Raw genomic sequence first — 24,049 nt, 5'->3', positions numbered from 1 at the left:
TGGTTACAGAGGTATTTAGTAAAGCAAGGGGACAGGGTACGGGGTGCAGGGGACAGGTAAAGGCAGGGACAAAGGGAAAAGGGACAAGGAAGGCAACTGCAAAGACAACGGAGTGTGCTTATAAGTCTTCTCTTATCGCGTTGTGGAAGGCCGGGCGGATGAGCTTGATTTGCTGGGATTGGCGGGCGGGCCAGGTGCGGTTGGTTAGGAGGGCTATAGCGAGGTTGGCTTCGCGGTCTATCCATAGGGAGGTGCCGGCGTAGCCTAAGTGGCCGATGGAGTTGGGCGAGAAATGGCTGCCTGAGCTGGAGTTTTCGGATGGGGTGTCCCAGCCGAGTGCTCGGGAGCTGCCTTGCGGGGGCTGGCGCTTTGAGAATGTCTCGATGGTTTTTGGGGTGAAGAGTTTATTGGGCGTTAGGATTTCGGCGGCGAAGCTTAGAAGATCAGGGATGTTGGAGAAGAGGCCGGCGTGACCGGCGGCTCCGTGAAGGACGGAGGCGTTTTCGTCTTGCACTTCGCCTTGAATGATGCGGTGGCGAAACCATGTGTCGTTTTCTGTGGGGGGGATGGCCGGGTGCTGTTGCGGGCGCGGGCAGAAGCAGGAAGCGGACATGCCGAGGGGCGTTAGGATTTCTCGGTAGGCCCACTGGGTCAGGGGCTCGTGCGTGAGGACTTCTATGGCCTTGCCGAGGAGGATGAAGCCGGGGTCGGAGTATTCGGCGCGGGTGCCGGGAGCGGTTTCGATGGGGAGTTCGAGGGCGGCTCGGAGAAGGCCGAGGGGCGTGGTGTGGTGCTCGAAGAATTTTACGTAGCCGGGTAGGCCGGAGTTGTGTGCCAGCAGGTGACGGATGAGGACATGGCGGGCCTGAGAGCCGTGCGGGCGGCCAACTACGAAGCCGGGGAGGAGTTCGCCGAGTGGAGTGTCGAGGTCGAGGATGCCGCGCTGGTAGAGGAGCATGGAGGCGGCGGTGGTGATGACGACTTTCGTTACGCTGGCGATGTCGTAGAGGGTTTCCGGGGTGATAGCAGGGCTGGCAGTGTCATAGGTTTGGCGGCCTAGTGAGGATTGAAGAAGGACCTGATTGTTGGCGAGGAGGCCGAAGGAGCAGCCGGGGAAGGCGCGGGCTTCAATGGCATCCTGAAGGACGCGGATGGCGGGCGCGAAGCGTGTTGTTGCGTCGGGTTGGAGTGGTGGCGGCACTTTGTTTGCATCGTATCAGCGAATTGAGAAGGATGGGACTATCCTTGAACGCAAGGATTCCGTCTATCGGTACAAGAATGTTGTGGGGGATGGGGATGCGTGTTGCGATTGCAGGGCTGAGTGCGGCGGTGCTTTGGGCTTGCGGGATGGCGGCGGGACAGGAGGCGCAGACGCAGGGGGCTGTGTTGAATGTTGCCGCTGAGAAGAAGACTTATACAGTGCCAGCGGGGACGAAGGTTCTGCTGCAACTGAAAAGCTCTGTGAATACGAAGAGCGCCAAGCCAGGGGATGGGGTTTATCTTGTTTCGACGTTTCCGGTGGTGGTGGGGAACAAGGTGATGATTCCGGCGGGCGTATATGTGCAGGGCGTGGTGGACCGAGTGCAGCGGGCGGGGCGTGTGAAGGGCAAGGCGCAGCTTGATATGCACTTTACTTCGATTGTGTTTCCGAATGGGAGCGTGGTGGAGATTCCGGGGCTGGTGAACTCTCTGCCGGGCGCGAGCAAGCAGACGGTGAAGGATAACGGCGAGGGCACTGTTGAGCAGGACGGCGACAAGACGCGGAATATGGGAAAGGCCGCGGCGATTGCGATTCCTACGGGCGGAACGGTGGGGTCGGTTGGGGGATTGGAGTCGGGGCATCCGCTGGCGGGCGGTGTGGCCGGGATTGCAGGTGGTGTGGCGGCAGCGGGGCTTGTGTCGCTGTTTACGCGTGGTGCGGATGTGAATATCCGGGCGGGTGAGCAGGTGGAGATGGTGCTGCAGCGGCCGCTGGTTTTGCAGGATGAGAACCTGAGCGGTGCTACGGCAGCGGGGCTGGTTCCGGCGGGAGAACAGGCGAAGCCGCTCGCTAAGCCGGAGAAGCTGCATTTGTTGTGTCCGCCGGGCACGCTAGGATGCAATTGAGCTAAAGTAATAGTTGAAGGTCATGATTTCCCAGGAAAATTCAGAGACGGAAGCTGTTGAGAGACAGCGGGACGAGTGCATTGCGGCTATGGCGTCGTATTCTGAGCAGCAAGATGCGGTGCGCAGCACGAACAGCATGATGCTGTGGGTGCGCGATGTGGTGGTGGCGATTGGCGTTTCGGTGCTGATTATTATGTTTCTCTATCAGCCGGTGCGCGTGGAAGGCACGAGTATGCTGCCGCGGCTGGAGGATCACGACCGGCTCTTCATCAACAAGTTTGTCTACCACTTTGAGGCGATTCATCGCGGGGATGTGGTGGTGTTTCATTATCCGCGCGACCCGGAGAAGAGCTACATTAAGCGCGTGATTGCGGTGCCGGGAGACAGGCTGCGGATTGATCGCGGCGATGTGATTTTGAACGGCAAGCGGCTGGCGGAGCCTTATGTGCCGGATGAGTTTCGCGATGAGCGATCGATGGCGGAGATTGTTGTGCCGATGGATTGCTACTTCATGATGGGCGACCATCGGTCGATTTCGTCGGACAGTCGGGAGTTTGGGCCGGTGGAGCGTGAGCTTGTTTACGGCAAGGCGGCGTTTATTTACTGGCCTACGCGGGATGCTGGCGTGGTGAATTAGCGGGCGTAGTAGCCAGTTCGCGCACGGACAGAGTAAGCGGCATCTGCCGTGGTGGTGACGGTTACGTGGCGGAATTCTCCGTTGCGGTTATGGTTGGTTGGGTAGTAGGCAACGGAGTAAAGCGACCGCAAATCATTGGCGATCTGCTCGAAGGCCTGCGTGATGTCCGTGTGGAGCGCATCAAAATCCGAGCCGCCTGTTTCTGACGAAAGATGATGTAATGCTGAGATTCCTTGGCGGGAGTGCGGCGTAATCTGCTTTTCATCGGTGTAGCGGATGGCATAGATGAGCGTGTCGTTTTCGCGCGCGGCGTCGATGGCATCCAACAGGTCATGAGCGCTGGCGTTTTCTTCGCCATCTGTAAAGAGCACCAGTGCGCGGCGGTGGCCTGAGGCTTGCGCGAGCCTGGCTCCGACACTGTAGTACACGGCATCGTAAAGAGCGGTTCCACCTCCGTCCTGCTTGTCGCGGTTGTCTTCGGGAGCCAACTCTGGATAGTTGCGTTCGCCTTTGTCGAAGCGTGCAAGCTGCTCCATTACCGCACCTATGGACGAGGTTTTTTCGCTGGTAACGCGAAGGTGATTTCCGAAACAGATGCTGAAGAGTTCATCTTGCGGGCGCACAACTGTGTTCAGAAAATCTTCAATATCTTTGCGGTGCCGCTTGAAGAATTTGCTTTGACTGTCGCTCATATCCACGATCAGGCCTAGCGTCAGAGGGAGCTCGGTTTCTTTGCTGAAAAAGGCGATCTTCTGCGGCATGCCGTCTTCGGCGACGGAGAAGCTCTCGCGCTGAAGGCCGTTGACCAAAGTGCCGTCGGGGCGGTGAACGCTGAAGGTGAAGTTCACCAGGTGCGTCTCGGTGCGGAGGATGGGAGTTTGCTGATCGGTTTGCTGGTAAGGCTGCTGATTCTGCGCTGAGCAGGGAATTGCGCTGGTTGCGATTCCCGCAAGCAGAATGGCCGAGCACGTGCGAATCAAAAGGAAATTGGACATTGCAGAGAGGTATACGTTTTGCTGGTGGAAAATGTTCCTAAACACCTGTTAACAGGAATGTAAGAATGTGCCGGGCACAGAAAAGCGAAACCTGCTAAAATCGATTGAATCCACTCCTCGGAGAGGCGATGCAAGCTATACTTGCGCTCGAAGACGGGCGCGTTTTCCGCGGCGAAGGCTACGGGGCACCTGGAGAAGCCCAGGGCGAGGTTGTTTTTAATACATCCCTTACCGGTTATCAGGAAATCGCAACTGATCCTTCCTATGCCGGACAGATCGTCGTTCTCACCAATCCCCAGATAGGAAACTACGGGACCAACCAGGCAGACAATGAGGCGGCCAAGCCGTACATTGAAGGACTGATTGTGCGCGAGTTTTCGCGTGTCAGCTCGAACTGGCGCTCGGAACAGGTGACCGACGAGTACATGGAACGCTACCAGATTCCGGTGCTGGCGGAGATTGATACGCGGGCATTGGTGCGGCACTTGCGCGACAACGGCGTGATGCGTGGGGTTATCTCGACGCAGACAACGGACGTGGACGCGCTGGTGGCGAAGGCTCGAGCGATTCCCAAAATGGTTGGGACGGATTTGGCGAAGGTGGTTTCTACCAAGTCTGTCTATACCTTTGATACGAACGATGCTCGGAACCAGACGGGCGATCCGCTGCTGTTTCCTGCGGTTGATAAGCCGGAGCTTCATGTTGTTGCGTACGACTTTGGCATGAAGCAGAACATTCTGCGGATGCTGGTGCGCGAAGGGCTGAAGGTGACGGTGGTTCCGGCGCAGACTTCCGCTGACGACGTGCTGGCGATGAAGCCGGATGGCGTGTTTCTGTCGAATGGGCCGGGGGATCCGGAGCCGGTTGAGTATGCCGTGAAGTCAATTCGCGGAATGCTGGGGCGTGTGCCGGTCTTTGGGATTTGCCTAGGGCACCAGCTTACGGGATTGGCGCTTGGCGGCAAGACTTACAAGCTGAAGTTCGGACACCATGGCGGAAATCATCCTGTGCGGAATAATGTTACCGGCAAGGTGGAGATTACGGCGCATAACCACAACTTCGCAGTTGATCCGGATTCGGTGAATGCGAATGAAGTTGAGTTGACGCACGTGGATTTGAATGACAATACGCTGGAAGGGCTGCGGCATAAGACGCTGCCGCTGTTCAGCGTGCAGTATCACCCGGAGGCTGCGCCGGGACCACATGACTCGCATTATCTGTTCCGGGATTTTCGGAATTTGATGGAGGAGTGGAAGGGATGACCTTCATCCTTTCTTGTATGCGGTTGGTTTAGTAAGAGCAGCGGGGCTTTTGGCTCCGCTGTTTTTTGGGCGTGAAGAGATGCGCCGCAAAATTTGCACATGGGTTTGAGTGAATAATGCCACGCAGAAATGACATTCAGAAGATTTTGGTGATCGGCTCGGGGCCGATTGTGATTGGGCAGTCGGCGGAGTTTGATTACTCCGGTACGCAGGCTTGCAAGGCGCTCAAGCAGGATGGCTATGAGGTGGTGCTGGTGAATTCTAACCCGGCCACCATCATGACGGACCCTGAGCTTGCCGACCGCACCTACATTGAGCCGCTGACGCCGGCTTATGTTGAGGAGATTATTCGGCGCGAAGTGGAGATGATGCCCAAGGGCTCGGGCAAGTTTGCGCTGCTGCCTACTGTGGGCGGGCAGACGGCGTTGAATCTCGCTGTCGATCTTGCCGATGCGGGCGTTCTCGAAAAGTATGGCGTGGAGTTGATTGGCGCGCAGCTTGAGGCGATTAAGAAGGCTGAGGATAGGCTGCTGTTCAAGGATGCGATGTTGCGCATCGGGCTGGATGTTTCGAAGTCTGCGCTGGTGAATAATCTTCGCGATGGGTTGGACTTTGCGGCGAAGAATGGGTTTCCTGTACTGATTCGGCCTTCGTTTACTCTTGGTGGCTCGGGCGGAGGTATTGCTTACAACCGCGAAGAGTTGATGGAGATTCTTGCTCGCGGTCTTGATCTCTCTCCGGTGCATGAGTGCTTGATTGAAGAGAGTGTTCTCGGCTGGAAGGAATATGAGCTGGAGGTGATGCGCGACCTTGCGGACAACGTCATCATCATCTGCTCAATTGAGAACTTTGACCCGATGGGCGTGCATACGGGCGACTCGATTACGGTGGCTCCGGCACAGACGCTGACCGACCGCGAGTACCAGAAGATGCGCGATGCGGCGATTGCCGTGATGCGCGAAATTGGTGTGGAGACGGGCGGATCGAATGTGCAGTTCTCGGTGAATCCGGCGAACGGGCGCATGACTGTGATTGAGATGAACCCGCGTGTTTCGCGGTCTTCTGCGCTTGCTTCGAAGGCTACGGGATTTCCGATTGCGAAGATTGCGGCGAAGCTGGCGGTTGGTTACACGCTCGATGAGATTCCGAACGACATTACGAAGATGACGCCGGCTTGCTTTGAGCCGACGATTGATTATGTCGTGACGAAGATTCCGAAGTGGCAGTTTGAGAAGTTTGCCGGCGCGGATGATGTGCTGGGACCGCAGATGAAGTCTGTGGGCGAAGTGATGGCGATTGGGCGCACCTTCAAGGAATCGATGATGAAGGCGTGGCGCGCGCTGGAGACGGGCAAGAAGACTGGCAGCGAAGTGCTGGAACCGCGCCGTCTTACGCAGATGCTGGTTACGCCGCGGCCTGAGCGATTGGGATACATTCGGTTTGCGTTTGAACGCGGGATGAGCGTGCGCGAGGTTGCGCGGCTGACGGGGATGGACCCGTGGTTCCTGCATCAGATTCGCGAGATTACGCTGGAGCAGCAGACGATTGCCAAGACTTCTCCCGAAGCGATTACGGAAGATGCGATGCGCAAGCTGAAGCGCTTTGGGCTTAGCGATGAGCGCATTGCTACCGAGTGGAATCTTGAAGGGCATGATGGCGTGAAGCTTGTTCGTGAGCTTCGCGAAGGCAAGGGCGTGAAGCCGGTCTTCAAGCTTGTCGATACCTGCGCGGCGGAGTTTGAGTCGCAGACGCCTTATCTTTACTCGACGTATGACGAGGAAGACGAAGCGCCTGCAACCGATAAGCCGAAGATTATTATTCTTGGTTCGGGGCCGAACAGGATTGGGCAGGGAATTGAGTTTGATTACTGCTGCTGCCATGCGGCGTTTGCGCTGAAGGATGACGGCTACGAGACCATCATGGTGAATTGCAATCCGGAGACCGTTTCGACGGATTACGATACCAGCGATAGGTTGTACTTTGAGCCGTTGGTGCTTGAGGATGTGCTGGCGATTTACGAGCACGAGGCCAAGGCCGGCGCGAAGATTGGCATGATCGTGCAGTATGGCGGGCAGACGCCGCTGAACCTTGCGCACAGGCTGAAGGCTGCGGGCGTGCCGATTATTGGCACTTCGCCGGAGTCGATTGATTTGGCGGAAGACCGCAAGCAGTTTGGAAAGCTGCTGGTTGATTTGGGGATTCCGCAGCCCGCAGGTGGTACTGCGACGAGTGTGGAGCAGGCGCTGGCGATTGGCGAGAAGATTGGTTATCCGGTGCTGGTGCGGCCTTCGTATGTTCTCGGCGGGCGCGCGATGGTGATTGCTTATGATGCCGACGCCGTGTCGAAGTACATGCGCGAGGCTGTGGAGTATTCGCAAGAGCGGCCTGTGCTGATTGACCACTTCCTGGAGAGCGCAATTGAGGTTGATGTGGATGCGCTTTGCGATTCCAAGGATGTGGTGATTGCCGGAATCATGCAGCACATTGAAGAAGCCGGAATTCACTCGGGCGATTCCAGCTGCGTGTTGCCTGCGGTTGGTATTGCAGAAGAAACGCTGAATACGATTCGCGAGTATACGCGGAAGCTTGCGCTGGCGTTGAAGGTTGTTGGTCTCGTCAACTTGCAGTTCGCGATTCAGAAGGATGCGGACGGCAAGGATCATGTGTATGTGATTGAAGTCAATCCGCGTGCTTCGCGTACGGTGCCTTATGTTTCCAAGGCTACGGGTATACCGCTGGCGAAGGTTGCGGCGCGGTTGATGACGGGACGCACGCTGAAGGAGCTTTTGCCGGAGCAGGTTGCTAACGGAAGGGACCTTGAGGTTGGCGATCATTTTTATGTGAAGTCGCCGGTGTTTCCGTGGAATAAGTTTGCCGGTGTGGATACGGTGCTTGGTCCGGAGATGAAGTCTACGGGCGAGGTGATGGGCGTGGCGGCCAGCTTTGGCGAGGCATTCGCCAAGGCACAGCTTTCAGCGGGGCAGTTGCTTCCTTCAGGCGGAACAGTCTTCTTCAGCGTGAATGATGGGGACAAGGTTGCTGCCGTGGAATTGGCGCATCGCTTTGTTGACCTTGGATTCAAGCTGGTAGCTACGGAAGGCACGGCGAATGCGCTGGAGAAGTCGGGGCTGACTGTGGAGCGCGTCTTCAAGGTGAAGGAAGGCAGGCCGAATGTTGTGGACCTTATCAAGGGCGAACGCATTCAGTTGATTATCAATACGCCGCATGGACAAGACCCGTTCTTTGATGAGAAGGCGATTCGGCGGGCGGCTGTGCTGGGGCGGGTTCCTACGATTACCACGATTGCGGCAGCGCAGGCGGCTCTCGAAGGAATTGCGGCTACGCAGAAGAAGCAGATTACGGTGAATGCGCTGCAGGGGTTACATGCGGCGCGGGCATAAGGCTGCTTTGCTGTAAATCAAAACGAGGTACGAGCCATGCTCGTACCTCGTTTGTTTTGGTGTGGAGTTATTCTTCGTGCTTGGTGGTGCGACTGATGGCGAAGCGGGCTCCGATGGCATAGCCGATGAGTGCGGCTGCGGGCCAGGTGGCGAAGAAAGGGCCGTTGTCATCGAACAGTCCGCTGGGTGAGGGGAAACTGAAGAAGGTGCGGGTGAGCTTCTCCGCAGCGGTGCAGTTGAGGCAGGCGTTGGGGCCGGTGGGCATGTCGAGAATCCAGAGGCTCATGCAGAGTATCCAGATGATTCCGGCGAGCCAGATGTGCATTGCCATCTCGTTGGGACGGATGCGGGCGACGATATATCCGACTATGAGCGGGATGACGGCAGAGAACGCGAGAACGATGAGCTGCGGAACGAACGTGGGGTTGATGGCGTAGCCGACCAGCATCATGGCAAACCATGCTGCGACGGCGATGGCGCAGTGCAGGAAAAAGAAGATTGCCTGCCTGGTCAGTCCATGTTGTCCGAAGTCCACTTCTTCCGCATTTGCGGAAGCGAATCTGGTGGGCATTTGCTGAAAAGCTCCTATATGGCCTGATTTATGTATATATCCCGCGGCTGTTGTGAGCAATGGCGCATTTGTGGGCAGGCGGGGAATCGCGGGCACGGCTTACAATGATGACATGTACATCGAAGGTATCTTTGCTGCGATTACGACGCCGTTTTATGCGGATGAGCGGATATATTTCCGCAAGCTTGAGGCCAATGTTGCGCGGTATTCGCGCTCTCTGCTGTCCGGAATGGTTGTGCTTGGCTCAACGGGCGAGGCTGTGGAGCTGAGCGATGAGGAATCCCGCGAGGTTTTGAAGACCGCAGCGGATATTGCGGCGGCGGAGAAGGTGCTGATTGCCGGCGTAGGGCGCGAGAGCGTAAAGGCGACGGTGGAACTGGCCGAGGTTGCTGCTGCGGCTCGCTATGATGCGGTGCTGGTGAAGGCTCCAACGTATTACGCGCCTGCGATGAGTGATGCCGCGGTGATGCATTATTTTCGCAGCGTGGCGGACAGATCGCCGCTGCCGGTGCTGCTGTATAACGTGCCGAAGTTTGTGCCTTACAAGTTTTCGGCTGCGGTTGTGGCGGAGTTGGCGAAGCACCCGAACATTATCGGGCTGAAGGATTCGACCGGCGATGTGGCGCATGTGAAGTCGCTGATTGAAGCGACGCGGACTGCGCCTACGCGGACGGTTCCGGTGACGACGGTGTTTGGGCCGGTGACGGAACGCATGTTGAATCCAAAGGTGGAGACGACGGAAAGTGGGTTTGTTCCGGTGGGCGAGCTGGGCGGCGGTGTGGCTCTTGCTGTAGCTCCGCCGGTGGCTCCGATTAAGACGCGGACGAAGGAAGTTGGCTTTCAGGTTCTGACGGGCTCGGCTGAAACGTTGCTCGATGCGCTGGAAGCTGGCGCGGCGGGAGCTGTGATTGCGTTTGCAGCGTGCGCTCCGCAGGCTTGCCAGGAGATTTATCTTGCATGGAAGGATCACGACCTGGAGCTGGCGAAAGCGAAGCAGGAACGGATTGTGGGACCGAGCCAGCGGATTGTGAATGGGTTGGGAATCAGTGGCGTGAAGTATGCGTGTGACTTTAATGGCTACTATGGCGGGAAGGCTCGGCTGCCACTGCTGCCGATTGATGCCGCAGCGAAGCAGGAGATTGAAGTTCTGCTGAAGGATATTCGGAGTTAGCCTGTGAGCCGCACGTTGCTTGTTGCCGCGTGCCGCTTAGACCAGCATGCGTTGCACTTCTACACTCTCCATGGGCAGAATGCTTGTCTGAGTTGCGATAACCGGCGAGAGCAGAAATTTATTTTCTGTAAGGGTGAAGGCGTAGTACTGATCGATGCCGTGATGGGTTTGCAGCCACTGCTCCATTGCGGCATTTTCATTGGGCATGTCGTTCAGTATGCGGTCGAAGACGGAGTGATGATAGGCAACTGCGTGCGCGCAGGTTACCGGGCCGGCGAGCCCGAGGCGCTGGCAACCGGGGAGTGGCAGCACTTCGCGATGCCAACGGCATGCGCCAAGATAGAGCAGGTTCCACTCGCGGCCATTTAGTTCATCCAGGGACTGGCGTAAGCCAGCGAGTGCGTCGGATGTGAAGCGCACGTCATCTTCAAAGACCAAAACATTTTCAAGGCCTTGTGCTTTGGCCTCCGCAATGATTGCTCGGTGCGAGAGGCCGCAACCGATGTGATGGTTGTGCTGGGTCTGGATTGCTTCAAAGCGACGGATTCGCGAAGCGATGCCTAACTGTTGGAAGCGGGATGTTGCATCGTGCCAGCGGTCTTTTTCCTGTTCGAGATTGATGCAGTAGATGGCGTCGAAGAAGTGGAATGGGTTGTTTATCTCCGACTGGACCTGACAGATGATTCGGTTTGCGGGTTCGCTACCGATGTGCTGGCGAAAGTGTTCGAGTGCCGGTGTGGGGTCATAGCGCAGTTCGTCGGCAATAATCATGTAGTTGTGGATGCGGTCTTCCCATGTGTTCTGGTAGGGAACTCCCAGGGGGCGGCCGAAACGATGAACCCAGCGCAGGAATGGCATGCAGAGCGTGCGGCCTCCTGCGCGGCGAAACTTTTCCTGCAGGTAGCCTTCTTCTCCACCAAAGCCGCGGAGGCGGGGATTGAGGCCTGTCCATGCGGCTTTGTGGCATGCGAAGGCTCCCAAGCCTTGCAGCGTAATTTCAAATGGCGGCGCGGAGGGATCGGCTGCGCGCGCGTCGCTGCCCCATACTCCATACATTCCTGCGGACCATGTGGGGGTCATGTGCGTGGAGAAGTTGCGGAGGTCATCGTAGACAAGCGGGCCTTGCAACAGGTCGCGTGAGTCGGGGTGCGCATCCAAGTAGTCGATGAGCTGGCGCAGCGAACAGGGTGCAAACATTACGTGGCAATCGATGCAGAGGACGGAGTCTGCATTGGCTTCGCGAAAGATTACATCGCGGACGGCTGTTCCCTGAATGCGATTGAAGGGGATGTAGCGATAGCCGGAGACCCAGCTTTCGAGGGCTTTGAGATCGGCTGCGCAGGGGCCGTTGGGGTGATTGTCTACGACGAGGATTTCTGTTTCGTCCGTGATTTCAGGATGGAAGAGACGAATGGCTTGCACAGTGAAATAGACGCCATCGTAATCGTCATAAGTGGCCATGCCGATGGTTAGTTTTTTACGCATATTCGTATGCCTTCCATTCCGTTGTTGCCATTTCAGCGTCGCCCAAGGCCGTTTCTTTTTCCAGTAAATATGAGGCTTCTTAATGCATGCAACTATTTCCCAGCCGGAAGCCATATTGAAGTTCGCTTTGTGCCTGCCCAGTAATCGATACGAACGCGAGTGGGCGGAATAGGTTGTCCGGGTTTCCAACCGGGGAAGGCCTTTTGCGCGAACTTCGTAGCGGATGCGTTGGCAGGTGTGGCACCTTGCTGAGATACGATGGGATATCCAATTTCCTGAGGTTCCGTTAATCCTGCGCCGCTTCCAAACTTGGCTTCAACAAGTGTAGGTTCGCCATTCGGGCCCATCGTTCCCATATCAGCGATGAATGTGCGCTCGCTTCCATCCGGAAGCTTGACGGTAAACTCAGCTTCATCGGTTATCCAGGTTTCTTTGAATATCTTCACCGCATCAGCTCGGCTAAGGTCTTTGCCTAGCTTGCCCAACTCACCAGGTTTTGAACCACCACGCGATGACTGCGCATCTGGAGCGATCTCCGGCTTCTCAAACATGTCCGGCGTGTCCTTCATCAGCTCTCCAATATCTTCAAGAGCTTCAGGATGATCACGGAGGAATTGGCGGAGTTCAGGAATCTTTGCGGGGTCAATGTTGTGCCGTTCTTGCAGCCGCTCAATCGCGAGATCGATAACCTCGTCTGAAAGTTTGGGCTTTGCCTTGGTTGCGGACGCAAGAGCGTCATCAACTTCCGCATTTACTTCACCCAGGTTGATTCCGCAGAGAGGTTCTGAGAAGCGGCACCAAGTTGCATCCGTATTCGAACGCCGATATGTGTGCTCGCCAACTTTGACTTCGGCATCATATTTCTTTGCAAAGGCTGGATCTTCCGGAGGATGAACCTTATCAGGCGTATGCACTTCCTTTTCAAGTTCTGGAAGGTCATGAGCTTTAATGCTCTCTGCTTCTTGTGGAGTAGCGTTTTTTGCTTTTCCGGAAACAGGCTCGGCGCTGTGTGCGTCGGCTTTGGGCGATTCTACTTTTGGAGTCTCGCCTTTGACACCTTTGCCAATACCGGACGCTGCTGCTGTATCTGCATCGGCTCCGGCGCGACGAAGGAAACGGGCAGCCTTGGACAAGATACCTTGAGCGAATTTGACAGCAATTGCGCCGAGAACAACCATGACTCCAGTGATTGCCAGAGTGAGACTGCTACTGGCTATCTGTTCGTAATCGGCTTCCTTCTCGCTCTCCGTTTCTTTCTGGACCATCAGGTTATAGACGGACTTGCCAAGGCTGGCTGACTCGACTGCGACAGTAAGTAAGAGCAGTGCTTCGCCTACATCTCCTGCAAACGCTGCGCCCGCAATCGCGCCTGGAATGGCACCTGCACCCACGCCAAAGATGCCGCCTAAAATGGCTCCCACTAGTACGGAGGCGATGAAGAACCATCCATAGAGTGAACCAAGAATGGAGTTGACTCCTCTTTCTACTGCGAGAATTTCATCTACTGCCTTGCTGAAGCGCAAATTCCATAAGTGGTCGCCAGCAGCTTTCAGATGGTCCCAGACCTTTCCCAGTTCCTTGCCAACAGAAGGCCACGGCCACAAGAGCTGCCAGCCTGTTTCCTTAATAACCTCCCACCAGTGTTTAGCTAAATAATCCAGCTTAGGTTCAAGATGACGCCATACACCCTCGCCGAATTCGCGCGCTTTGGCCCCTACAGCTTTTAAAGCTTTTGTGACCAATCCCTGCACATAACCGGCAATACCGTTAATCATCTTGCCTATTTCGTTGCGTATGCCATCGATCAACGGTTGCGGGTTCTGCATCAGGCGATAAGCGCCTACAAGGAATTCGCCAACGCGCTCAAGAATGCCAACTGAAGATGAGATCAGTCCGTATCCAGGAATCATTTGCAAACATGGATGCTTGAGAGCTGCGATGATTGTGGATAGCGTAGAGGGATCGGCTCCTGCAGGAGCGGGGATGCCAAGCAGGTCTGCCAACGAGTCAAAATCACCGGTAACAAGCTTTGAAGCTGCGCTACCAAGTGACTGAAAGCATTGCTTTGCATTTTTTAGCTTATCGAGTGTCCAATTTCCTACCAACTTTGCTCCCGCGTAGGCATTTTCTCCAACCCATTCCGCGCCATGAATAACAGCTTTACCGCCACTTTCTAACTTTCCGAGTGCCCATTCGCCGGCATCTGTTGCAAAGTCGTACCAGGCTCCACGTACCGAGTGTGTTTGATCCTGCGAAATGGGCACGGGGGAATGATCGTGAGCAGTCATCACGGTGTTGGCAACACGGTCAGCTTCTGCTTCGAGCGGATCATTGATACGACCAAGTACGGCGCTCTTCCGGCTAAGAATTGAGGCTGCGCTGGAGTTGCCATTGCGTTGCTGTTGCACCGTGTGTGTCATTTCATGTGCTAAAAGTTTTTTTCCATCAGTGGTTTCAGGGGCGTACTTTCCTGAACCAAACCAGATATCGTTGCCAAGGCAATATGCGTTGGCCTGAATGGCTGCAGCGGATTCTGCGGCATTCGAGTCGGTATGTATTCGCACATTGCTGAAGTCACGTCCGAAGCGCGGCTCAAAAAAGGCGCGTGTTGCCGTGTCGAGTGGGTGGCCGGGGGAACGAAGCGCCTGGTTCAGTACGCTATACGTTGGTGTATGGCTGCCTGCTTGAGCGGACGGCATTGCGCTGCGTGCAATTGCTGCATGCTGTTTTCGACAGTCCTCGCACATTTCAGCTTCATCTTTTCCAAGGCAGCAAGAAGAAGTGGAGGAAGCGGGCGAGCGCATGATGAGATCGGCAGTTGTGTTGGCCTCTTGCTCGCCAGAGTTGTTGGACTGATTGCTTGAAAGCTTTGGCTGCACGCCAAGAAGGAAGAGAGGCATGCCGGCAGAAGCTCCGGCAGTTTGCTCCAGTTGCTGGTCTCCGGATTGCGCATATGCGCGTGTCGTCGCCTTCGTCTTCTTTTCTTCGTGCTTGGCGGTGACTATGGTGCTCACGGATTGCTTCCTTTGCTAAAAGGCATTGCGTCTTGTCTTTTAGTGCTGAATATGAATTCCTGTTTCATGTACTCCTGCGCAATTCCGGCGGAAGTTGTCGGTTTAGCTTGCGGTATTCGTCGGCTAGTCCTGTGAGTATGTCGTGGTACTCAATAAGGCGCGAGTTTACTTGCGCCAGAACTGCCGCTGTGAGCACCGCATTCCGAATGTGACCGCCGGCTATGTCTGCTGTTGCAGCGAGTTGATTCAGTTCTTTGTTGTTGATGCTATGTTGCGAGCCGAGATGCGAGAGCCAGAGCTTTCGCCGTTCTTCAGGGCCTGGCAATGCAAACTCAATAATCATGTCAAGGCGGCGGCAGAATGCTGGATCGAAACGTGCGCGACTGTTACTGGTTAGCAGTGCAATGCCGTCGAAAGTCTCTATTCGCTGCAACAGGTAGTTTGTTTGCGCGTTGGCGAAGCGATCGTTGGATTCCTTTACCTCTGTTCGTTTGCCGAAGAGAGAATCTGCTTCATCAAAGAGCAGGAGTATGCCAGCTTCTTCTGCGCGTGCGAGTAGCTGCGCCAGATTTTTCTCGGTTTCGCCGATGTACTTACTGGTCAGCGAAGCTAGGTCGGCGCGGTAAAGAGGTAGCCCAAGTTGTGTGGCGAGCCAGCTTGCCGCTAGCGTTTTGCCTGTGCCGGAGGGGCCGGTGAAAAGGATACGAACGCCCGGATGATAGCGTGCCGTTGCTGAAGCTCCGAGGCCTTCGATCAGGCTTTCTCTTCGGCGGCAGCGAAGCAACAAGCGCGATAACTCATCGCGCAGCACGGATGAGGCTACCAGGGCTTCGTCAGGAATACGGTCTGAAAGCGGCTGTGCTAATGCTTCCAGCTGCGATCCTTGCCTGGTCCATGAAGCATCTGCAACGTCGCACAGTTGTAGCTCTTCGCGCTTGTTGAGAAGACGGCGCTGGTTGGCCAGGCGGCCTAGCTGTGCAATACGTCCACTACCGTGCCTGTAGTCTGCGGCGAGTTGTGCTGCCAGAGAGCTGTTTCCTAATGCAATTTGCCATAGCTGTTGGCGCTCTGCACGTGGAGGCACCGCAATACGCCAAACGGATGGAGTTTCGTGGCGCGTTTCTATGCTGCCATCGACACCACATAGCGCGAGCGATGGTCCGTCAAAGTAGGGAAGAGAAGGAACGATTCTTCGTTCGGAGGGCGCGGGGTCGAAACAGTAAACCGGCAGGAGACGGCGCAGAAGGAGGAAAGGAGTAAGTCCACTCAGAATTGAAGTGGCGCTGTTGCCTGCGGTTCTTTCCATGTCGAGAAAGAGTGGTCTCAGGTTCAAGGCTGCCGCTATTTCCTGTGCCACTGCGCGGCCTTCTGGCACGCCTGTGCTACGCACGACAAGAACGCTTTGCGAGCTTGCAGCCAGTGTGTTTGCCTGGCGCTCGGCCTCTTGCAGGGCAGAGGGAGGCAATGGCGTTTCGGGGACTCCTTCGAGACTAAGCATGGCCGCTGGCCATGTAGCGTCTCGTCCGTTGAGTGCAAGACATAGCGGAAGTGGAACGGCTATTGCGCGTTCGGAGAGCGGTGCACCATCTTGCAATAACTGCAACAGGCCGGAGTTCACTGCAGCACCGGTGAGAAGAGTTTCCAGCGTATGCCCGTCTAATGGAGAAAAGGCTGAAGCGAGCAGGCCGAGGGAAGGGCGTGCGCCTCCGATTGGTGATTGCAGATGCGCAATTGCGCGGCCACACATGAGATCCATCTCTACGGCTGCCGCGAGCGCGACTGCTAAGAGTTCAACGGGCTTCAGGTCCAGCTTTGTGCCAAGTTCCAGCAGTGCTTCATCGCTTGTAGATGGTTGTCGGCGGATGCGAGAGAAACATTGCGACAATGAACTTCTTTCATCGAGCGGCAGTCCATGTGCCCGCAGAAAGAGTGCCTCGGGCGACGATGCGTTCTGTGGCAAGAGTGCAGCCAGCGCAGCAAGCGCACAGGAATAAAAGCTGCTTGCAACCACTGGCTTGGTAATTACAGAAGATTCAGTCATAGAGTTCTCCGCGGAAGCGGTAGTGGAATCGCACTACGTGGCCAAACCATGACAACCATCCCGGATCGAGATCGAGTCCTGTCTTACGGATGCGCACATCGGCGGCTTCAATTGGGAGTGAGATGTCAAGGTCCGTGCGATTGACGAAGAGCAGGCCATCACGCTGAATGATTTGGCTCGCGCTCATTTTTACGAACTTCCAGCACCAGCGCCGGATAACTATCGACCAGATACGCACGAAATCTTCCAGTGTGTAAGCTCGCGTGGAGGAAGTGAAATTGCCTGGCCAGAAAGATGCCGGTAGTGGCTGCGGAAGTGTGTCTGCCGATGAATTACTGATGACTTCATGCAGCCAAAGAGCAACAGGATCATGCGCGGTTGTTCCGGATTGCAGCACAAGATACAGCAGTACTCGGGGAGCAAACTGCGGTACGGAGACAAATAGCGATTGTGATTTGTCCATGCTGATGTGTTGCATGGCATTGAGCAGGAAGAAGATTCCTGCTGACTTTGTGTGAAGACCAAAGACTTGCCAGCGAAGCACTTCGTCCGTCTCATGCACTGTGTGTGAGATATCTTCGAAGCGTTCGACAGATGCAGATCGGAGCACCTGCGGTGTGTCTGTTGTGTGGCTCACCTGCGAAGCTGAGGACGAGGTTTCGATGTGCCTGGGGAGTGTTGCTTCTGGAGTGTTACTGTCGCCTGTGCTTGCAGTGCGAAGGGCATCTTTATGTGACTCTTGCAAGTTGCTTGAAAAATTGGCAAATGATTGTTGGCTTACATTGCTTACGCTGGAGGTCTCTTCATTTATGTGAGCTGCTGGCTGAAGCATAAGTTGCTGCAGTTGAATTCGAGCTCTTAATACCGCGGTTCTTGCGGCGAGGTGGGCGGGAGAATCAAGCAGTGCAGCTAAAGCGCCAAGCCAAATGACAGCGGAGTTTTCGCGACCAAAGCATTGCAATGCACGATGGACTGCTGGTTGAACTGGGCGCATACTTTCTGTGGAGAGATAAAGCGCACTGCTCGGAGCTGAGTCCATTTGAACAAGCCAATGCTCGATGGTTGCTGCAGGGATTGAGTGAAGAAGGTGAAGCACATCGAAGCTGGGAACGGAAAAGAGAGAAGTAGCGAATGCTATCCATGAGGCAGGCTGTGCACGTAGACGCTCTATGACATCGAGCAGCGAAGGCTGCTCTTGTGCGAATGTTCCTGATTTGTTTATGAGCTGAGGCCAAAACCACTCCCGATAGAGTTGCCGAGCGAGCATGCGATGCAGAAGAATCTCAAGTGCCTCTTGTTCGCTACGAAAGTAGACTGCTTCTGCTAGTCCGGCGTCCGCATCGACTCCATGCACGGCCTGGCTGGCTTTCTGCTCAAGCGCTTCCTGCAGCTTAGCCTGCCACGTTGCACGATCATTGTTGGAAGACAGGCCAGTGATATTCACTTTGCGGAAATAATATGTCCGGCCCTGATCTTCTCCTGGGAGCGAGATAAGTCGCAGCCCTTCTTCAATGGCAAAGACAGTAGAGTGCTGTGAGACTCCAGGGCTCAGACGCAGTTGTGCATGCCGCACATGACGGTCGTAGCGATCACGAATTGGTCTGACAGCCGACTGGTTCATATGGTCTACTGCTTAACTGATAGCGAATGGTTTGAGTGCGGGCGCATCTGGCATCTGTGTAACAAAATGAGCAACCGAGTTGGCTTGTAAAGTAACTCCGGAGTTGTACACCTGCGTTACCGTTGCGCGTATGCCTGAACTATCCATGTCACTGACTATGGCCTGTGCTGCGAGAGTGCCTGCACTATAAAGCTGGACATACATTCCGTGCACAACTCTTTCGGAGGGAAGAGTGAGCGAGATGATGCCGCCAATCTTTGGTGTTGTAGCCAGCGTTACAGCTCCAGCAATGACCGTGTTGACCGGAGCATCACTGGCGAGCAGAATCGCCACTCGCACTACATCACTCATAAAGGCAGACGCGGCTGCAACTGTTGTATCAACCTGCTGGAATAGCCAGTCTACGAGCATTTGCATCTGCTGACGTGAGACGTAATCCTGCGTGTTCCAATTGGGTAGAACTGCGAGGCTCTGCAGGCTTACGGTCATGCCTTGTCCACGCAGAAACTCTGCCCATGCGAGGCGATCGATGGGCAGCGCCTGGTTGGCACGCGCATACAAGCACGCAGCGACGCTTGAGGTTTGTTGCAGCAGGCGCGCCGTGGCATTGACCACTTCAGTATGGACATAGCTTGAAGCAATCAGGTCTGCCGGAGCTGCGACATACTGCAGTGTCTCGATCTGTGAAGCCCAACTTAAGTTGGCGAGTTGAAGGGGCTGGAAGGTTGCGCGTTGTGTTTGAATCTGTCGAATCGCCTGTTGGTTGGCGCTGTAAATCGTAGTAATGACCGGCGCATACACGCCTGGCTGGTTCGCCGCTGAAGAAACCTGCAGCGGGAGTTGCAACTGCAGCATGGCGCGTGCTTGCGCATCTATGGCAAAGCTCTTCAGCAGTGTGACACGATCGAGTTGTTGCAATAGAGACTCGATGGAAGGCAGCCAGTTGATGGGAACCTCGCGTAGTAATGCAACGGTTTCACGCAGCTCCGGAGGAATTGAGATACTTTGCTGCAGGCAGCTTGGAACGGGGCTGGCGATGTTGCCGGGAACTAACTGACGGCTTGGGACGTCAGCCGTTGTAACCAGTGTGCGCGGGCGTGCGAAGGCTACGTATTGTACGTAGTTTTGCAGCGTATAGGTGCGCTGTGCGTTCACATTGGCAACACGCTGGATCTCGTCATTCAGCAGCGCCGTGGTAAATGCCACATCTTGCCGTGCCTGTGCCAGTTCATTTTCGAGCTGCGTGAGCAAGGATTGCGCTTGAGGGAGATCTGTTTGAACATTGCTGAGGGCTGTTGCGCAAAGCGTCAGATAGCTGTTGTATTGCTGAATCCTAGCTTCAATTGCACGCAGCATGCTGGAGTGCTGCTCAAGTACGTGAATACCTGTCGAAAAAAGGCTTGCTTCGTCAGGGTCCACGCCTGGCGGGTAACTTATCTTAGGCGCCATGATGGCCGCTTCTATGATTGCTGAACTGGTTCGGTAATCCTTGAAGGTTGGCATGAGGACAGTAGCGCTTGGCGCTGCGGTCGTGGTTGTTGTCGCAGACGACGTCAGCAATGGCGGATCATCGACCAGAATCGGAATATCGTCAATGGTAATTTCTAATTGCGACAACAACTGCACGAACGCTAAACGATTGCCGACCGCGTAGAACAAGCCTTCCTGCGAAGGCGGGTTGGCAAGACGCTGGGCAACGGTCAGTGTACGGAGATTCAGTTGCGCTCCGACAAGAGGTGATTGATTTAACACATCACCTGTAGAAGCGGGTTGAGCGACACTCCCTGGAGCGATTGGCGCATAAGTAGTGCTGGCGACAACTGCTTTGGCAGCCGCTGCAGCAGTGATTGCACTTTGAAGAGTTTGGGACGTTGTTTTTACGGTAGAAATGCCCTGCGATAGTGTGGAACCTATCGTGGAGCTGGTTTTTAATAACGTTGGCGATAGCAAGGTCGGCTTGGAGACAACGGTGGACGCAAGAAGCGGTGTGCTCAGAGCTTTTATCTGAATGCTGGAATAATTCAAAGCCTCATATGTTTGCTCGGGGACTGTAGTCACTGTTGCGGAACTCGAAGAAGGAGTGGAAGTTGTCGTGGCCGAAACAGGTGTTGTCTGCGTCCTCACGGGCAGAATAGAGCTGAGATAATTCTGGAGATTTTCAGCCGTAGAAGCTGCTGATTCGCCGGTGGCGATCTCTGCTGCAATTGGAGATACAGCCAGTGCGGTGGCGCCTGTGGAACCGAGTACATATTGCCGGAAGCGGTAGATGTCGCTCTGCGCGGTGAGAAATGCCAGATCCAAAAGGTCGTTTGCACTGGCAAGCTTCGCTTTGATTCGGTCGATGAAGTGTTGCAGGCCATTTGTGACCATGTCATTCATGTCGTCGGCAGAAAACAACGGGAGCGAACTGCCGTCGGAGGCTGTCAGGGTATATGGCGCTTGTCCTGCATTTGTAATCAGATTCTGATAATCGACGGAGGTATAGACTGAGCTCGATTGCCCTTTTGCCGAGTTGGTTCCGAATGTCTCAGTGGAGGCAGGCGTATATGGAGCCTGTGCGTTGCGTAGTGCAAGTTCTGCGTCGGTAAGCCCAGCATCGAGCACGTAAAACGGACCTGGTGTCGTGCCCGTTATGACTTGAGAGAGCGCGTTCGCTTCCTGCTGAATGGCCTCGCGATGTACCAGAGCTGTGGCTAATTCCGTTGTTGCGCTGTTCACTGCTTGCTGAAAGGCAGGATCGACTGTTTCCGTAACGAGCACATCGGGGTCGTAAACAGCATCGGGTAGTGGAACCAGAATCTCCACTGTTTCATTCTGGGCTATGTCTAGCGGCTGCGCGGTCATGGCTGTGAGCAGAGCTGTTTCCACTTCTTCTTGATGGATGGGGCCGACTTGAATGTTCCATGTGGGAGGCAGCCATAGCGCTTCATGATGAATGAAGTCCATTGATGATGCAGGCAGAATTCCGCATGGAGGCAACAGCGGAAATGCGAGGACCAAGCTATTGATGCCGGAGGTGGCATTGACTTGCTCTGCAAGTTGACTGACACGTGCCTGCGCAAGAGCGGGCTGTACAAGTAATGGAGTGCTTTGCGATGGAAGTATATAGCGCCTGCGTGTGAGTCCTCCGGTGCGCACTACCGTGGAACAATCTACAAACTGTGGCTTCCATGTGGCATCGAAACCGATTATTGCAACGGGAACACCGAGAACGTCCCATGGCATATGGTCATCGGGTGTGAGAGCCATCTCCGCGTTGAATATTGTGTATGCGAGGCGATTGCGATAACTGATGGAAGGCGTAAAGGGTGGCAGTGTGAGGCTTGTGGGCCATGTGACCATCGCCAGTCGTACACCATCCACAATCTGCCAATCTTCGAATGCATATTCATCAGGGTCCTGATTGCAAGATGCGTTGAGATTCCCTGAGACAATTGCAGGGAGTGGACCTGTGTCAACGCTGGCTCCATTTACCTGGCCTACGATTGGCTGCAGCACGAGTACGCCTGCATAGTTTTTATTTGCTGAGTTGGCAGCATATGCGGGAAATCCTGCAATGACTGAACCTGTTTGAGAATCTATGACTTGAAGTGCGCCAAGGGTTGTTTTCAATGTACGCATGAGCGTAACATCTTCCCCTGTGGCCGAGATGCCGTAACCAGCCGTTACCTGCAGTACTGGATCTGCCGCAGTAAGGTCAGCGGAGAGCTCGAGACCTTTAACCACACCGTGCGTAACGCACTGACCAAGCGTGGCAAGACGTCCGGCACGATAAGCCTGCTCACTGTCGAGAGCAGTTACTGTGAGAGTTCTTCCGTTAAACAGCGCGAGCCGATGGCGCCATCCTGGGGCTACCTGTTGCAGAAGTTGTGGCTCAATGCCGATCACGCTCTCGCCGGTCATTGCGTCTTGTATTCGCGTTACGCTCATATTCTTGGCTCACATTCCAATTCATTTCAATTTGTTTTATCCAGGCTCTTAGGATGTCAGGTCTTAGGTGTTGCACTCGGAGGTGTAACGATTTTCACTTCGCTTTTCTCGGCTTCAACCTCAATTTTTGGCTTTAGTGTCACTACCGGAGAGATGGTTGGAATGGGTTTCAGCGTCGCCACCGGGCCTATTGTTGTTATGGGAGAGATGGTGGTTATGGGCCTGAGCGTTACTCCCGGGGGAAGCGTTTCAACTGGGCCGATTGTGGTGATAGGGGAGATTGTTGTTACGGGACCAAGAGTGATTTGAGGCTGTGGTGTGGTGGTTGTTGCAGGCGTTGTTGTTGGAGGAACTGTGATTGTAGTCGCGGGTGTCGAGGAGTCTGGAGTGGTTACGGGAACGGGTGTTGTGGTTGATGCTGCTGTAGTTGTGACCGCGGGGGTGGTTGTAGGCACCGCCGTGGTTGTTGCAGGCGGAGCGATGGTGAAGTCTTCCAACACAGGCTCGCTTCTCCGCAACAGATAGTAGCCATAGACCTGGCCGGAAATTGCTGTTGCCCACGCGGGGTTTGGCGCAGTTGGCAAGAGGATATTGCGCAGTTGCAATGCCGGTAGAGATAGCGGCAACAGGGACTGACGCCGGATGAGAGTTTGCGGCAGGGAAGGCTTTAGTGCTACTGGCGATAACTGGCTTGCGAGTTGTGTGAAGTTGTCGCGAGGTACGGGAATCAACACGTACGCAGAGACGTTGGCGTAGCTTGATGCTGAAAGCGTGAGATCGAGTGGCGGAAGCAGTAGGCTGTCTGCGATGACTGCCGGTAGTTCGTCTTCCGGAATAATACTCAGCTCGACATTCATCTGTTGCGGGAAGAACGTTTGCTGTGCGCCGGCCGTATTGATTGCATCCAGGGGTATGGGGCCACCTGGAGGTAGCGCTTGCAGATAATCGGTCGCTGCGAAATTTGCTTTTTGCCCCACTGCCTGGCGCGCGGCAACAATTTCTTGTAACTGTGCGGTGTATTGAAGCAGGAATGCCTGCTGCACAGACGGATCGGCAAGCTGCAATCGCGCTCCGCTAAGTTGCGGGCCGCTGTCACGCCGCACCAGATAATTATCCATCCATTGGATGATGCCGCGATCAACACTGACCATTGCGAGCGGCAGGAGAGATTCGTCGAGAGTTCCCGCATCGCCAGTGACGAAGATTTGCCGTGCGAGTGCGGCCTGCTGCCGGGAAGTGTCGTATTGGTTTACCGGGTTGGTGTAAGGGATCAACGATACTGCTGTTGCTTCTACGATGTCTCCGTCACGGCCTACGCGTGGACTCTGCAGGTTGGCAGGATAAAAGGCAATGGGGTTTGCCGTGAATTGCACTGAGCGCAATGCGATTACATACAACCCTGTTCGTGTGCGAAATGGCTGTTGCGGAGATGCGGCGAGGCCGAACGCCTCATCGAGATTTTCTTCATCTGCGATATCCGAGAGCTGAATGGTCAAGTTTGTTGACAGCATTACCAGTGCACCGGATGGAGTGATGCCAGTGCCTGAGTGAACCACAATTGTTTCCGGACCTGCGGGTTGGCCCTGATCGACGGTTAACCCATGTAACACGCCGAATCCGCCGGCCCGTGTCATAAGCGCCTGCCGGCGGAGGAAGTAGTTTTGTTCGCGTGCGAGATCATGCGCGGCGAGAAAGCGGCCATCGAACCACAGGGGGCGTGTATTGCTACTGGCCACTACTGGCACGCTGCTGCCGGTAAGTCTCTTCAACTTTGTCAGCACGGGCGAGCGAACGATATGGGAAAGGCTAACCATC

General features: G+C 55.2%; 14 protein-coding genes. 5 read left to right on the top strand and 9 right to left on the bottom strand.

What is annotated here, in order from left to right; all coding sequences use genetic code 11:
* Positions 1–118 precede the first annotated feature (118 nt).
* Positions 119–1,201, bottom strand: coding sequence for a serine hydrolase domain-containing protein (locus AC5S3R_RS16520; RefSeq protein WP_494268258.1), 1,083 nt, complete (start codon positions 1,199–1,201; stop codon positions 119–121).
* 95 nt (positions 1,202–1,296) lie between these two features.
* Here AC5S3R_RS16520 and AC5S3R_RS16515 point away from each other — a divergent pair, with 95 nt between their 5' ends.
* Positions 1,297–2,106, top strand: a complete 810-nt coding sequence (locus tag AC5S3R_RS16515) for a hypothetical protein (RefSeq protein ID WP_494268257.1) — start codon at positions 1,297–1,299, stop codon at positions 2,104–2,106.
* Positions 2,107–2,194: 88 nt separating this feature from the next.
* Positions 2,195–2,743, top strand: coding sequence for a signal peptidase I (gene lepB / locus AC5S3R_RS16510; protein WP_494268256.1), 549 nt, complete (start codon positions 2,195–2,197; stop codon positions 2,741–2,743).
* Here lepB and AC5S3R_RS16505 read toward each other — a convergent pair.
* Entirely contained in the window at positions 2,740–3,738 is a 999-nt protein-coding gene (locus AC5S3R_RS16505) for a VWA domain-containing protein (protein ID WP_494268255.1), read from the bottom strand. The two genes, lepB and AC5S3R_RS16505, sit on opposite strands and share 4 nt — an antisense overlap.
* A 128-nt stretch (positions 3,739–3,866) precedes the next feature.
* Between AC5S3R_RS16505 and carA the strand changes: the two genes are divergently transcribed.
* Both carA and carB read left to right on the top strand, forming a co-directional pair.
* Positions 3,867–5,000: a glutamine-hydrolyzing carbamoyl-phosphate synthase small subunit gene (gene carA / locus AC5S3R_RS16500; RefSeq protein WP_494268254.1), complete on the top strand. Its 1,134-nt coding sequence runs from the start codon at positions 3,867–3,869 to the stop codon at positions 4,998–5,000.
* A 116-nt stretch (positions 5,001–5,116) separates the two neighbouring features.
* Positions 5,117–8,401, top strand: coding sequence for a carbamoyl-phosphate synthase large subunit (gene carB / locus AC5S3R_RS16495; protein WP_494268253.1), 3,285 nt, complete (start codon positions 5,117–5,119; stop codon positions 8,399–8,401).
* Positions 8,402–8,468: 67 nt separating this feature from the next.
* Here the strand turns inward: carB and AC5S3R_RS16490 are convergent, their stop codons facing one another.
* The gene (locus tag AC5S3R_RS16490) at positions 8,469–8,972 is read right to left on the bottom strand and encodes a hypothetical protein (protein ID WP_494268252.1); all 504 of its coding nucleotides are present in this window, start codon (positions 8,970–8,972) and stop codon (positions 8,469–8,471) included.
* A gap of 112 nt (positions 8,973–9,084) precedes the next feature.
* Here AC5S3R_RS16490 and AC5S3R_RS16485 point away from each other — a divergent pair, with 112 nt between their 5' ends.
* Positions 9,085–10,143: a dihydrodipicolinate synthase family protein gene (locus AC5S3R_RS16485; protein ID WP_494268251.1), complete on the top strand. Its 1,059-nt coding sequence runs from the start codon at positions 9,085–9,087 to the stop codon at positions 10,141–10,143.
* Between the two features lie 36 nt (positions 10,144–10,179).
* On the opposite strand, the gene AC5S3R_RS16480 is transcribed toward AC5S3R_RS16485, so the two are convergent.
* The 6 genes from AC5S3R_RS16480 to AC5S3R_RS16455 form a co-directional block, all read right to left on the bottom strand.
* The gene (locus AC5S3R_RS16480) at positions 10,180–11,628 is read right to left on the bottom strand and encodes a glycosyltransferase family 25 protein (protein WP_494268250.1); all 1,449 of its coding nucleotides are present in this window, start codon (positions 11,626–11,628) and stop codon (positions 10,180–10,182) included.
* Between the two features lie 92 nt (positions 11,629–11,720).
* Complete coding sequence (locus AC5S3R_RS16475; RefSeq protein WP_494268249.1) at positions 11,721–14,642, bottom strand: eCIS core domain-containing protein; 2,922 nt, start codon at positions 14,640–14,642, stop codon at positions 11,721–11,723.
* A gap of 64 nt (positions 14,643–14,706) precedes the next feature.
* A complete protein-coding gene (locus tag AC5S3R_RS16470; protein WP_494268248.1) occupies positions 14,707–16,683 on the bottom strand; it encodes an ATP-binding protein in 1,977 nt (658 codons plus the stop codon).
* The gene (locus tag AC5S3R_RS16465; RefSeq protein ID WP_494268247.1) at positions 16,676–18,304 is read right to left on the bottom strand and encodes a hypothetical protein; all 1,629 of its coding nucleotides are present in this window, start codon (positions 18,302–18,304) and stop codon (positions 16,676–16,678) included. The genes AC5S3R_RS16470 and AC5S3R_RS16465 overlap by 8 nt, the downstream gene beginning before the upstream one ends.
* Before the next feature lie 12 nt (positions 18,305–18,316).
* Positions 18,317–22,234 (bottom strand): hypothetical protein, encoded by a 3,918-nt coding sequence (locus AC5S3R_RS16460; RefSeq protein ID WP_494268246.1) that lies wholly within the window; start codon positions 22,232–22,234, stop codon positions 18,317–18,319.
* A gap of 56 nt (positions 22,235–22,290) precedes the next feature.
* Entirely contained in the window at positions 22,291–24,048 is a 1,758-nt protein-coding gene (locus AC5S3R_RS16455) for a hypothetical protein (RefSeq protein WP_494268245.1), read from the bottom strand.
* Position 24,049 lies beyond the last annotated feature (1 nt).

The sequence above is a fragment of the Occallatibacter sp. FHG110214_02 genome (assembly GCF_059115385.1).
The sequence above is the reverse complement of the archived record's forward strand: the minus strand, read 5'-3'. Positions and strand labels throughout refer to the sequence as shown.